This is a genomic window from Aureibacter tunicatorum (assembly GCF_036492635.1).
GTDB classification, from domain to species: Bacteria; Bacteroidota; Bacteroidia; order Cytophagales; family Cyclobacteriaceae; genus Aureibacter; species Aureibacter tunicatorum.
The window spans coordinates 2992955-3006487 of the sequence record NZ_AP025305.1 but is presented as its reverse complement, the minus strand read 5'-3'; the positions used below and the strand labels follow the sequence as shown (position 1 = coordinate 3006487).

At 35.4% G+C, this 13533-nt stretch carries 7 protein-coding genes; 3 read left to right on the top strand and 4 right to left on the bottom strand.

Annotated elements, in window-relative coordinates; translation table 11 throughout:
- Positions 1-90 precede the first annotated feature (90 nt).
- The 4 genes from AABK36_RS12690 to AABK36_RS12675 all read right to left on the bottom strand — a co-directional run bounded on the left by AABK36_RS12690 (position 91) and on the right by AABK36_RS12675 (position 8268).
- Positions 91-852: an MBL fold metallo-hydrolase gene (locus tag AABK36_RS12690; protein WP_309938544.1), complete on the bottom strand. Its 762-nt coding sequence runs from the start codon at positions 850-852 to the stop codon at positions 91-93.
- A gap of 360 nt (positions 853-1212) precedes the next feature.
- Positions 1213-1590, bottom strand: coding sequence for a response regulator (locus AABK36_RS12685; RefSeq protein ID WP_309938546.1), 378 nt, complete (start codon positions 1588-1590; stop codon positions 1213-1215).
- 4 nt (positions 1591-1594) lie between these two features.
- Positions 1595-5971, bottom strand: coding sequence for a PAS domain S-box protein (locus AABK36_RS12680; protein ID WP_309938548.1), 4377 nt, complete (start codon positions 5969-5971; stop codon positions 1595-1597).
- 266 nt (positions 5972-6237) lie between these two features.
- Positions 6238-8268 carry a transketolase family protein gene (locus AABK36_RS12675; RefSeq protein ID WP_309938549.1) on the bottom strand — a complete coding sequence of 677 codons (2031 nt, stop codon included), beginning with the start codon at positions 8266-8268 and terminating at the stop codon, positions 6238-6240.
- A 469-nt stretch (positions 8269-8737) separates the two neighbouring features.
- On the opposite strand from AABK36_RS12675, the gene AABK36_RS12670 reads away from it, so the two are divergent.
- The 3 genes from AABK36_RS12670 (at position 8738) to AABK36_RS12660 (ending at position 13334) form a co-directional block, all read left to right on the top strand.
- Positions 8738-9361 (top strand): hypothetical protein, encoded by a 624-nt coding sequence (locus AABK36_RS12670; protein WP_309938550.1) that lies wholly within the window; start codon positions 8738-8740, stop codon positions 9359-9361.
- Positions 9362-9450: 89 nt separating this feature from the next.
- On the top strand, positions 9451-11772 hold the full coding sequence (locus AABK36_RS12665) for a M43 family zinc metalloprotease (protein WP_309938551.1): 2322 nt from the start codon (positions 9451-9453) through the stop codon (positions 11770-11772).
- 89 nt (positions 11773-11861) lie between these two features.
- On the top strand, positions 11862-13334 hold the full coding sequence (locus AABK36_RS12660) for a sodium:solute symporter (protein WP_309938552.1): 1473 nt from the start codon (positions 11862-11864) through the stop codon (positions 13332-13334).
- Positions 13335-13533: the final 199 nt, after the last annotated feature.

The window sequence follows — 13533 nt, the reverse complement described above, 5'->3', positions numbered from 1 at the left end:
GCAAGAACATGCTGTTAAGGAATAATCGATTAAGCTTTCTGAAAGCTCTTCACTTATTTTTTTAAGAAAGTAGTAATTATTGTGCACTAGTTATATACTTAATGTAAGGCCATCGTAAGCTAAAGACACATTTTCAGGCATCTTATTGTCAATTATATTATGCATGCCTAGTCGGTGGCTTATATGGGTTATGTATGCTTTTTTGGGATTAGCTTTTTCAATGAACTCTAATGCTTCGTCAATAGTGAAATGAGAAATATGTTCTTCATATTGCAATCCATTTACGACTAATATCTCAGCATTTTTAGTTTTTTCAAGTTCCTCATCACTAATCGTTTTTGCATCAGTAATATAGACAAAATCATTTATTCTAAATCCGAAGGTAGGAAGCGTGGCGTGCATGACTTCAATAGGAATGATATTAATGTCACTGAAAGAAAAAAGCTCATTTTTAATTTCATTAACAATAATTCTTGGAGCTCCTTTATATGAACCAGGGTTGAAAATATAAGGGAACTCTTTTTCTAATTGGTCAAGTACCTGCTTGCGGGCGAATATCGGGATGCTTTTCTTCAAACTAAAGTTGAAGCCTCTGACATCGTCTAAGCCAGCAACATGATCTTTATGTTGATGCGTAAATAAGATTGCATCAAGATTATGGATGTTTTCTCGCAGGACTTGCTGTCTGAAGTCTGGTCCTGTATCGATGATAATGCTTTTGTCTTCTATTTCTATATGAACAGAGGTTCGCAATCTATTATCTCTAAAGTCTAACGAACTGCAAACAGGACAATTGCAGTTAATTACAGGCACTCCTTGGGAAGTTCCTGTTCCAAGAAAAGTTATTTTCAATCTCTTACAAGTTTAGCTTTTTTAAAAAAAGTATTTCCTCTTCAGACAGATTGTCTTTTGAAATATTGTTATTTTGAAAGAGGTTTTTCAATATCTCGAATTGGTTTGGAATAGAGATATATTTATTCAAAATAACGATTTTATTTTTGTTTAGCAGGCAAAAGCCAGATTTGAAATTACCTTTTTCATATCTGATCTTGAAACCAACTTTTGATAAAATATTTTCAAGTTTGCTAAGATTCGATTTGTTTGGAACCATGCATTTTCACTTTTAGAATTACAAAGTTCAACAAATTAATCAATGTAAGGGATCTTGTCAATGTTGAGATATAAAAAAACCGGCTTAAGCCGGTTTGATTATTATTGATCAGTGTATTTTTTTACAGTATCAACTAAAAAGTCGAAATCCAAAGGTTTTTGCAGATAGTCATTGAATCCAACTGTTTTGAAATCTTCCTCAGTGTAATTCTTTGCGTTTCCGCTGATTGCGATAATAGGCAAATTTGCTATTTCTGGATCTTTGTTGCTTCTTATCTGTCTTGCGCATTCCATACCATCCATTTTAGGCATGTTGATGTCCATGATGATTACATCGTATTTTTTCTTTTCCAACTTGGAAAGAACTTTTTCGCCGTCTTTAACTGCGTCGATTTCGAAATTTTGGATGATAAGAATTTTTCGCGTCAAGTTTTGAATTACTGAGCTATCTTCTGCTATTAATACCCTTTTAGCTGCCATCTTCTTATTTATTTAATATTATTTGTTTATAATTATTCTTGAATTCCATGTAAAGGGATTCCAATTCGCTCATATCACTCTCGAAATTGTCAACATCTCCCTTTTTGACATCTGATTCAATTTTTATAGTTAATTCTGATACTTTGTTGACTCCTAGTGTGCCAGAATTGCCTTTTAATGTATGCAAGTTACTTAAAATATTTTTGTAATCTTCTGATTTTATCGAAAATTTGCAATTTTCAATTTGCTCATTAGCCTCTAAATCAAAGTCCTTATAAATATTGTATAAACTTTCATCATCAGCATACTTTTTCAAGGATTCAATGACTGCCATGGAGATGATTTCTTCCTTTTCCTGTTGTTTATCGTCAGAATCTTTTCTTGATTTATCAACATTTTTTAAGCTGGATAGTTCGCTAACTTTATGCAATAAATCTTTAGCTTTTATAGGTTTTGGGATATAATCGTCAAACCCACTATTAAGAAAGCGCTCTTTGTCTTCCTTCATAGCGTAAGCCGTCATTGCGACAATAGGAGGCAAGCTATCTTTATCCAAGGACTTGATTTTTTGCGTTGCTTCTATGCCATCCATGCCAGGCATTTGAATGTCCATGAATATGATGTCATATTCGTGGCTTTCAGCTTTTTCGATTGCCATTTGACCGCTTGAAGCCAAGTCAACCTCGCAACCGGCTTTAGCTAGTATCTGACTGGAAACAGTTCGGTTGATTTGATTGTCATCCACCAATAGTATGTTCGGAGTTATCTCTTCATCGAGAAACTCGTTGATTTTAGGATTGATTTGATTAGTTTCTGACAATTTCTTTTCGTCCAATTTTGTTTCTTTGGCTTGAATGGTGAACCAAAAGTTACTTCCTTTACCTAATGTCGAATTTACGCCTATTTTTCCATCCATCAGCGAACATAGTTGTTTTGAAATCGCTAATCCAAGACCAACACCACCATAAGATTTACTTGTAGATACATCAGCTTGAGTGAAATTCTTGAATATCTTTTCAAGACTTTCCTTGGAAATACCAATTCCTGAATCCTTAACTTCAATTTTTAAAGTAATGTTATCATTCTCTCTTTTTTCCTCATTAATAAAGATATGAATGCTTCCACCTTCAGGAGTAAATTTCAGTGCGTTGGAAGTTAGGTTTGATAATACTTGAAGAAATCTTGTTTCATCAATGATCATTCCCACAGGCACTTCCGGGGAAATTTGATAGTAAAAATCAATGGATTTATCTATCGCTTGTTGAGCATACAGAGAGTAAAGTTTATCAAGTACATTATTAATAGATACTGGAGTTTTGTACAGTTGCATTTTACCAGCTTCTATTTTGGAAAGGTCAAGGATGTCATTGAGAATAGTCAATAATGTTTCAGACGATTTTTTTATCGTTGATACATAGCTCGTTTGCTCTTCGTCTAACGTTGTGTCAGCGATTAAGTCTATCATTCCGATGATACCATTCATTGGCGTCCTGATCTCATGACTCATGTTGGCTAGAAATTCTTCTTTGACTTTAAGAGACTTTTCAGCGAAGTTCTTAGCCTTTTGCAATTCAGCATTGCTTTTCTTTAGTTCCGACACATCTCTTGCGATACCTTCTATTTCATATGGTCTGCCGTATTCATCATGTATGATTCTGATGTTGCAAATGAATTGAATTATATCTCCCGTTTTGGTGATTAATTGAGCTTCAAAATCTCTGACATTTTTGTTAGAGATTAATTTACGTATTAGGCCTTTAGTCTTTTTATTGTATAGATAGTAATCAGTAATGTTATTGCCAAGGATATGTTGTTCGCTATAGCCAATAAGTTCCATTACAGAAGGGCTTACCATGGTAAGTTCTCCATTTAGCTTGCAACGGAAATATAGATCTTGAAAAGATTCGAATATGTTTCTGAATTTTTCTTCACTTTTTTTCAGGTTTATGATTGCCTGCTTTTCTTCAGTAATATCATGGGCAAAGCCTGAAATTTCTTTTACAACTCCATCTTCGTAATAAATTGGGTTTAAAAACACTTCTCGGCAAATTTCTTGGCCATTGGGCGCTACATATTGATGCTCAAAATTCAAGCTTTCTCCAGATTGGAAAATCGAGTCGTACTTTTCTTTCCAAAAATCAAATGGCCTGTTTTCATTTTTGAGATTGGGATTTATAACATAACCATTTTTTTCAATATTTGGCTCTAGATAGCCTTTAAGTTCATTTTCAAAAGCTGTATTGAAAGACGTATAAGCATAATTGCGATTGATAGACCATATGTGGTGAGTGCCACTTTCAAAAATTGCGTTTTGTCGAGCAAGCTGGGTTTTGATAGTGTTTTCTTTGCGCTTTTTTTCAATAGAAGTCGCTAATTGACCACAAATGAAATTCAACAGCTCTAAATCTTTGTGATTGTATGTAATTACACTTTCATAGCAATACAATGCGATCGCACCTATGATTTTTCCATGGAGTCGAAGAGGCACACCCAGCCAAATTTTTATTTTTTCATCACTGCTCTGCCAGTTTGACTTTACTTGTACAGATGTGATTTCCTTATCATTGAGTATTAGCGCTTGATTGTTGTTAATGACATGCTCAGTGAGTTTTGTCGTTAGAAGTTCATCGATACTTCTATTGTTTTTTTCAAGATTTTCATCTTTGATATAAGAGAGTTCCTTGTCGTCAAAGTATTTTCTATCTAATTTGATATAGAAGTTTCTCGCTGGAATTATCTTAGCGATTTCCTTGTGAATATTCTTGAAAAGAGATTTTAGGTCATTGCTTTGATTAGCCAAGTTGGCGACACTATAGTAGAGTTTGAGTGATTTTTCAGCTCTGAGTCTATTGGTGATATCGTGAAAAATTCCTCTGTATTCTATGATCTTTCCATTGAGAAATCCAGTATTCAAACTTCCTAAAACATGAATCTTTTTACCCTGCTTCGAAATGAAGCTCGTTTCAAACTTTTTATTTGGATGATGGTCAAGATTCTTAAGGATGAGTTTGGTTTCAGCAAGAGCATCCGGGTGAATGATATCTTCAAACCTTAAATTGACGCTTTCTTCACGGCTGTAGCCTAGAGTTTTGAGCCACACATTATTGACTTGAATGATTTCATTATTTGAATTCATGATTTGTATCAAGTCGCTGGCATTGTCGAAGAAGTCGGCAAGTTTTTGATTGGTCTGTTTTAACTCAATCTGAGCTTTTTGCGAGCTTGTGACATTTTCACCAAGTATGGTAATGTTGGAGAGCTCTTTGTTTTTATCATAATAAGGGATTATATTAAAGTTAATAGTAATAACTTTCCCTTTTTTGGTAACTAGCTCAGTCTTTCCTAACGACTGAATGTCTTTTTTATCTTTGATATTTTGAAAGACTATGTAGGAGTTTTCCCGCTTGCTTGAAGGAATTAGAGTTTCAATAAAGGATTTGTTACTCAGTTCATCAGCTGCAAAACCAGTTAATTTTAATAAAAGATCATTGGCATGCAGTATATTCCCGTCTTTGTTAATTGATATGGATATAAGGCTTGACGAATTGAGAAAATGATTGATTTTTGATTCAGCCATAAGTTCTGAATTTTGAAAATTACGGCTTTCTTCAAGTTCTTTTCTTTTTGTAATATCAATGGATGCGCAAACAAAGTATTCATGGCCACCAGCTGTGATTTTTGGAATACCCGTCTCAAGAAACCATTTGAATTCTCCAGAAGCATTTCTAATTCTATAAGCGATATCGAAGGCTTGTTTATTTTCAAGGCCTAATTTTATACGCTTAAGCACTTTGTCAAAATCGTCAGGATGGATAGCATCTTTCCAGCTTTGGTGGATTTCTTCATTCTTTCCTAAAAATAATTCCCATTTATTATCATAGTAAATAAATTCTTTTTTCCTATTAGTGTGCCGCAACAAAACTGGAGATTCGTCAATCTCTTTTATGATATCTTCGGTTTTGAAGGAAGAAGCTTCTGTATTGTTGTTCTCTAGAGAAATAAGATTTATGGAGTGAAATAAGCTAGTGTCTAATTCGTGAGATTCTATTGCGAAGTGAATTGAGGGCAAGCTTTTTTCTTGAATCTCAAAGCTTGCGTTCGTTTCACTCTCAGTGTTAAAAGAAAGCTTAGCTTGGGAGATAATGTTATTTATTGTCTCTTCTGATTTAATCGATGTATTTTGGCTTTTGTTGATTAGTTCATTCAGTTTGTCAGAAGATGCTATCAAATCAAAATTGGAATCGACTACAATGGTCATTTGATCATCTTTTCCCAACTCTTTTATCAAAGATTTTTGAGCTTGTCTTAAAGAGTCTTGATAATGCTTGATGTCATTAATGATCTTTAAGTTGGAGTTATGAAAAGTATTAGGTGTATCCATTAGTTGTAGATTATGTTCATGTTATTCGCTTAAAGCGTATTTTATTCAATATACTAAAAGCATGTAAATAACGATGACATTGCTGTATTATTCTGTAAATAGTGGAGGGATCATTGGATTTGCAAAGAAAAAGAGTGTGGAATTCTTAAAAAAATAAAGCATTGATGATTATCTAAAACTTTATGAACAAAAAAAATAACAGCAGAGCTAATCATGCTGTTATTCAATTTATTTTTAGAACATATTTTAACTATGTCCGGTTTATATTAACCTAATAATTCAATTGTTTTATTATAAACGTTCTCAGCAGTATAACCGAATTTCTCATCAAGAACTCCAGCAGGAGCAGAGTAGCCAAAGTGATCTAGACCGATCACAATACCTTCATGCCCAACCAAACCTTCAAGGTTCACAGGAAGACCAGCTGTAAGACCTAATTTAGGCACTCCAGCAGGGATAACTTCTTGTTGATAAGCTTTGTCTTGCTGTCTGAATAATCCTTCAGAAGGAACAGAAACAACTTGAATCTTAAGACCTTTTTCAGCTCTTAATTTTTCAGCGCCAGCAACAAGCGTTGCTACTTCAGAACCACTAGCTAAGAATACAACATCAGGAGTCCCTTCTACAGACTCTACGATGTAAGCACCTTTGTCAGCAGCTTTAGCTTCCTCATATCTGCTAGCTTGAGCAGGAAGAGATTTGATGTTTTGTCTAGAAAGAATCAAAGCTGTAGGAGTATTTGTGTTCTCCATAGCCAATTTCCACGCGATTGTAGTTTCATCAGCATCAGCAGGACGAAGAGCTAACAAACTTTGCTCACCAGAATGATTTTTGATTTTTTCCATCAATCTGATTTGAGCTTCTTGCTCGATCGGCTGGTGAGTAGGTCCGTCTTCTCCAACTCTAAATGCGTCGTGTGTCCAGATGTATTTTACAGGAACTTCCATAAGAGCAGAAAGTCTTACAGCAGGCTTCATGTAATCAGAGAATACGAAGAAAGTACCAACTGCAGCGATAACACCACCGTGAAGAGCAATACCATTAGCAATAGCAGCCATTGTTAATTCGCATACTCCAGCTTGCAAGAAAGCACCTGAGAAATCTCCTTTTTGAAGAACGGTAGTTTTCTTAAGGAAAGCATCGGTTTTATCAGAGTTGCAAAGGTCTGCAGAAGAAACGATCATGTTCTCTACATTTTCAGCCAAAGTAGCAAGTACTGTAGCAGAAGCCGCTCTTGTTGCAACACCTTCTTTTTGTGCGATTGCATCATAATCTACTTCAGGAGCTTCGCCAGAGTAGAATTTTTCAAGCTTAGCAGCTAATTCCGGGTTTTCAGCAGCCCAAGTCGCTTGTTCAGCTTTTCTGTCAGCAGCGATTTTAGCTAATTCTTCAGCTCTTTTCGCATAAAGATCAGTTACTTCAGGGAATACTGTGAATGGCTCTTCAGCGTTACCGCCCAAGTTCTCGATAGTTTTAGCAAATGATGCTCCTGCACCAGTCAATGGCTGACCGTGAGTAGATACTTTTCTTTCGAAGCTGTCGCCAGTTTCTGTCACCGCGCCTTTACCCATGATTGTCTTACCAATGATAAGAGTAGGTCTGTCAGCTTCAGCATTAGCATCATTTAGAGCTTGTCTGATTTGATCAGCATCGTTACCGTCGATCTCAATTACATTCCAGTTCCAAGCTCTGTATTTAGCTGCAGTATCTTCGCCAGTTACTTCGTCTACTTCAGTAGAAAGCTGAATGTCATTAGAATCATAGAACATGATAAGGTTGTTCAATCCTAAGTGACCTGCAATACGTCCGGCTCCTTGAGCAATTTCTTCTTGGATACCACCATCAGAAATGAATGCATACGTTTTATGAGCAGTCCATTCTCCAAATCTAGCAGCAAGGAATCTTTCTGAAATCGCAGCACCAACTGCCATCGCATGTCCTTGACCAAGAGGACCAGACGTGTTCTCAACACCTCGGTCGAAATCCACTTCAGGGTGACCTGGTGTAGGGCTTCCCCATTGGCGGAAATTTTTTAAATCTTCGGTAGTATAATAGCCAGCCAAGTGCAATACAGAGTAAAGCATTGGAGACATATGTCCCGGATCTAAGAAGAAACGGTCTCTGTTAATCCATTTAGGATCTTTTGGGTCATAGTTTAAGAATTCCGTATACAAGATGTTAACGAAATCAGCTCCTCCCATTGCTCCACCTGGATGTCCAGATTTGGCTTTTTCTACCATCGCGGCAGAAAGAATACGGATATTGTCCGCCGCTTTATTGATTACCGAGTTGTCCATTATTTATTCGTATTACTTTTTGTTTTTTAATAGATATAGCAAATATAACATTATCAGTAAAAAACATTGATGCTTTAGCCATAATTAGTCAAAAAGATTTTGAGAAAAAGGGATTGAAATCTATGATTATGACTATTGATGACTAAAATTGATTTATTAGTATTTGCGAATCGAAGACAAAGACTATAATTAACCTTCGATGGGGATTTTGCAAAAGACCTAAAACTTATTGAGTTTAAAAAAAGCATTTTCTGCTAAGATGTAGAGATTAATTATATGAATTAATATACAAAAATTAAGACTGCCTTCGTTTGGGATATTAAGGTTATAAAGTATTATTCTAAATTCTGAGGTTAGAACGAGATGCTTGAATAGCGATTATTTGGAAATGATGGTTCAGCTCTAGCACTTAAGGTATTAGAGTCAAAAGTTAATTTACTTAGTATTTTTTATTAAAATTTGATTGGAGATGAAGGTATTTGGGGGGAGAAATATCGAGTTGAAGATCAATCATAACTGTCCATTGGAATTGAAGCGAGGGGAAATGTTGAGATTCTGGTTGGATGGAAATATGGTTGATCATTATGAAAGGGAGTTGCGAAGAATAACAAGAGCTTTGGAAAAAGTGATTGTTATGCCCGATAACATAGAAGCTTTGAAATGGTCAAAATGTACAGGCCATATTAAAATGGGCTTGCTGGATTTTGTATTTCCGATGACTGCTGGAGAGTTCTTGATGGATAAAGCAAAATTGAATCCTTGTGAAGCTGTACTATTATTGTCAGAGTTTGGTTTAGATCCATTGCAGGAAATTCGTAAAATGACATGTTTAGAATTGAAACTGTTGACTATTGTTTCAAGGTTTCAAAATAAAGAACTCGTTGTTTTCGATTATTTCGGAATTGATGATGATATGAAAAAAAAGATAACATCTTTTGTAATGGATGAACTGTTAAAGGAAAAAACTGCCGCAATTAGCTTTGCTAGTTCATCAGATAAAATCACACGTAAAATTTCCAAGCGATTTATAGACATAGATATTAAACATGAAAATGAAAACTTGTTCCCATGCCTGAGACCTAAAAGAGGATAAAATCTTGGTAAGAGAAAGACTATTTATACTTAGGAATAAGTAAATGAAATGCTATCTTTGATAAATAAACTTTTATCTAAAAAATTAACATGTTCAGATACTTATTTAGCATTTTTAGTCTAGTGATGCTTTTGCAAGCTAGCGGAGTGAAAGCACAGTCCAATGACGAGGATTATGCTACTAAAGAAGGGGTGGTGATTCCTGTGGTCTTTCATATTGTTCATGGAGGAGGCATCGAAAATATAACAGATGACCAGATCTTCGAATGCATGGCGCAGTTGAATGAGGATTATAATGATAGAGATCGTTGGAGAGATCAAATTATTCCAGAATTTAAACCTATTAGAGCTAATATTGGGGTAGAGTTTAGATTAGCCCGTAAAGATCCAAATGGCAATAGAACTTCTGGTATTTTGAGACATTATAATCCAGAGTGGACAGTTCAAACAAATAATGGATCTGACATTGAAATGAAGCAAGCTTATGGATGGCCGAGAAAGAATTATCTGAATATTTTTGTAGTTAGAGCTGCTGGAGATCATGCAGGATCTGCTTGGGCTTATGCCATTGATAATGATTTGGATGGCGTGGTTTCTTCTTTTTGGGCTGTTGGTAGAACAAGAGAAGCAAGACCTACTCATGTTAAGATCATGACACATGAAGTTGGGCATTGGTTCAGCTTGGCGCATACTTTTGCGGGAGGGTGTGATAACTTGGACGGAGTTGATGATACGCCTCCTTCAGATGTAGGTCAAGGATGTGAGCATTATGAGTATCCTTGCAAGGATGAAGAAGGCAACAAAGTTCTTGCAAATCGTCAGAACTATATGGATTACGGTCAGTGCACAGCAATGTTTACAAAAGGCCAGAAGAAGAAGATGTGGTTGTATATGTTCGATAACCACCCTGAGATGCTTGAAGATGATAATAAAGTGAAGACTGGTATTGAGGGGGAAGATTTATGGGCGGATTTTTATGCTCAAAAGAACTTTACAGCTGTAGGTAATAGTGTGAAGTACACAGATCAATCATTTGTAAGTGGTAAGAAAATCAAATATTGGGAATGGACATTTCCTGGTGGCGAGCCAAGCGCTTATACTGGCAAGAATCCTCCATTAGTTAAATATGAGTATGAAGGTGTTTATCCTGCGATATTGAAAGTCACTGCTGAAGACGGACATGAAGAGGTTACTGTCAAAGAAAATTATATGATTGTATCTTCAAATATCGCTATGCAAAATGGTGAGTTTGAGGTTTCTGAAGCTAAATTTTTTGATCCGGGTGGCAAGGGCCTTGCTAACAAAAGAGGAAAGTATGGTAACAGAACGGATGCATTGTTAGTATTGAAGCCAAAAACAGAAGGGAAGTTCGTTAAAGTTGATTTTGATTCTTTTGAATTGGAGAACAAGTCGAACACAGATTATTTAGAAGTTTTTGACGGTGCGGATACTACTACCTTGATTGGTAGGTTTGAAATGGATAGAAATCCTGGGACAATAATTTCCACACATTCTAGCGGGGCATTGACATTTAGATTCCATTCGAATATGGAAGGTAGAGCTGAAGGTTGGGAAGCTTCCGTTTCTCTTGCTGATAGTAAGCCTGTTGCTCCAATCATACGTGTTTATCAATCACAAAAGTTAGCTTTTGCTGGAGACACACTTCAGTTTTTCGATTATTCTCATCCATTTCCAACTAAGAGAAAGTGGGCTTTTGAAGGTGGTAAATCCAGTGATTTGAAAGAGAAAGTAGCTTCAGTTATTTATGAAAAAGAAGGAGAATATTCAGCTAGTTTGTCTTTGAAGAGTGAATCTGGAAAGTCCGAATGGAATGACGATTTTGCAGTGAAAATCGGTGCTGATCCGATTCCAATGACAGAGTCTTTTGGTGAAGAGTTTCCGCCTAGATGGTGGGTGATTTCGAACCCTGATAAGAGCGTAACTTGGGAACAACGTAAGGATGCCGGTCTTGGAGGCAAAGGCGTTTTAGTAATGAATAATACAGACAATAGTAATATGGGAACTATTGATGAAATCAAGACTCAGTATTTTGATTTTTCAACTGTTGTTGATTCCATTTATATCACATTTGATGTGGCTTATACTAAATTTGATGATCAAAGCCCAGATGTTTTGGAAGTTTTGGTTTCTAAAGATTTTGGGAAGACTTGGGAGGCTGTGTATAAGAAAACCCATACTGATTTGGAAACGAAAGCAATTGACACAAATGATTCTAATGATTGGATACCAACTGAAAAATCAGATTGGAGAAAAGAATCCATTAATGTGTCAAAATACCAAGGAGAGAAAGCTGTTCAATTGAAAATTAGGAACACTTCTGGTTATGGTACTCGTATTTGGATAGATAATTTGACAATTGGCTCGGATCAAAATGGCAATGCTACTTTGTAGGTTGATTTTGATTTAAGCTTAAAAAGCTAGATATTATTAAAGCGTCGATTCTGTGGAGTTGGCGCTTTTTTTAATTTAATAATAAACGTATGTCTTCTTATTGGATTCTGTTTGCTTTTGTAAGTTACTTTTTTGTGCTGTGGGGAATTTCAAAGATTGCTTCAGCTAAGACGGATAACTTGTCTTTTTTTACAGCAGGCCATAGAGCTCCATGGTATATAATTGCTGTGGGAATGATAGGAACTTCCTTGTCTGGAGTTACTTTTTTGTCAGTGCCAGGAGAAGTGTCTAATAATAGTATGCATTATTTTCAATTCGTAATAGGTAATTTTCTTGGATATCTTGTCATTGGACGTTACTTATTGCCTTTTTATTATAAGAAGCGATATGTAAGCATATATCAATTTTTTCAAGAAAGATATGGGCAGATGTCGCAACGAACGGGAGCATTTTCCTTTTTGGTTGCTCAATTGGCGGGAGCTGCTTTTAGGTTGTTTTTAGTGGCCTTGGTTTTTGACCAGTTGGTTTTTTCTCCTTTAGGAATACCTTTTGAAGTCGCAGTGATGATTATTGTATTTGCTATTTGGCTGTATACTCGTCGTGGAGGCTTGAAGAGTATTGTATGGACTGATGCTATTCAAACAGTTTTATTATTAGGAGCAATGATAGCGACTTTGTCATATGTCATAAATCAGGTAGGAGGCTTGGATGCGTTAAGAGGCAGCAGGTCCGCTGTTGTGATGGATTGGGATTGGAAGTCTCCAACTTTTGCAATTAAGCAAATTGTAGCAGGTTTTTTTCTGACATTAGTTATGAATGGTTTGGATCAAAATATGATGCAAAAGAATTTAGCTTGTAAAAATTCCATTGATGGTCAGAAAAATATATATTCATTCAGTATTGTTTTTGTCATCGTAAATTTATTGTTCTTGATTTTGGGAGTTGGTTTGTTTGAATTTACTGATGTGTTTGCTGTTACGGTGCCTGCAAAGACAGATTTTCTATATTCTTATCTTACGATGAATCATTTTCCATTTTTCTTGCAATTGCTTTTTATACTGGGTGTGTGCGCCGCCGCTTACTCAAGCGCGGACTCATCATTGACTTCTCTGACTACATCTTTTTGTGTGGATATTTTGTCATGGGATAATGAAAAATTATCATCTAAAATATCGGAAAGAGGACGGATTCATATAGCCTTTTCAGTGATTTTATTTCTGATAATTATCTGCTTTTATAGGTTCAATGACCAAAGCGTAGTAACCATGATTTTTAAGTTTGCAGGATATGCTTACGGACCTTTGTTAGGAATGTTTGTTTTTGGTTTTTTTACTAATATTAAAACTTTTGATAGGCTTGTGCCGATTTTTGCAATCCTTTCTCCAATTGGAACATGGATTTTTAGCTTAATATTAGAGCAATGGCTTCCAGAATATAAAGTAGGTTTTGAGTTAATACTCTTTAATGGAGTTTTGATGTTTTGCTTTCTATTGTCAGGAAATATTATACAAACATTACAAAAACCAAATTCAATGCCAACTAAGTTTAAAGTTTTTAAATGAATGGAAACTGGTTAAATGTTTTCATTACCTATTTCTAATAAATAATACAAATTATTAATATCATCTTTTTTTACAATAAATAAAATTATCCATACCTGATATAAAATGAATTTTTTGCTGTATTATTTTATTAAATTCTGATTTTTAAAAAGGGATAGCTATGGATTGAATTATGTTTTTATTATATTCTGTATGTGTG

Coding starts and splice junctions, on each gene's coding strand:
- AABK36_RS12685 (WP_309938546.1), bottom strand. CDS start 1,590: ATGGCAGCTAAAAGGGTATTAATAGCAGAAGATAGCTCAGTAATTCAA.
- AABK36_RS12680 (WP_309938548.1), bottom strand. CDS start 5,971: ATGGATACACCTAATACTTTTCATAACTCCAACTTAAAGATCATTAAT.
- AABK36_RS12675 (WP_309938549.1), bottom strand. CDS start 8,268: ATGGACAACTCGGTAATCAATAAAGCGGCGGACAATATCCGTATTCTT.
- AABK36_RS12670 (WP_309938550.1), top strand. CDS start 8,738: ATGAAGGTATTTGGGGGGAGAAATATCGAGTTGAAGATCAATCATAAC.
- AABK36_RS12665 (WP_309938551.1), top strand. CDS start 9,451: ATGTTCAGATACTTATTTAGCATTTTTAGTCTAGTGATGCTTTTGCAA.
- AABK36_RS12660 (WP_309938552.1), top strand. CDS start 11,862: ATGTCTTCTTATTGGATTCTGTTTGCTTTTGTAAGTTACTTTTTTGTG.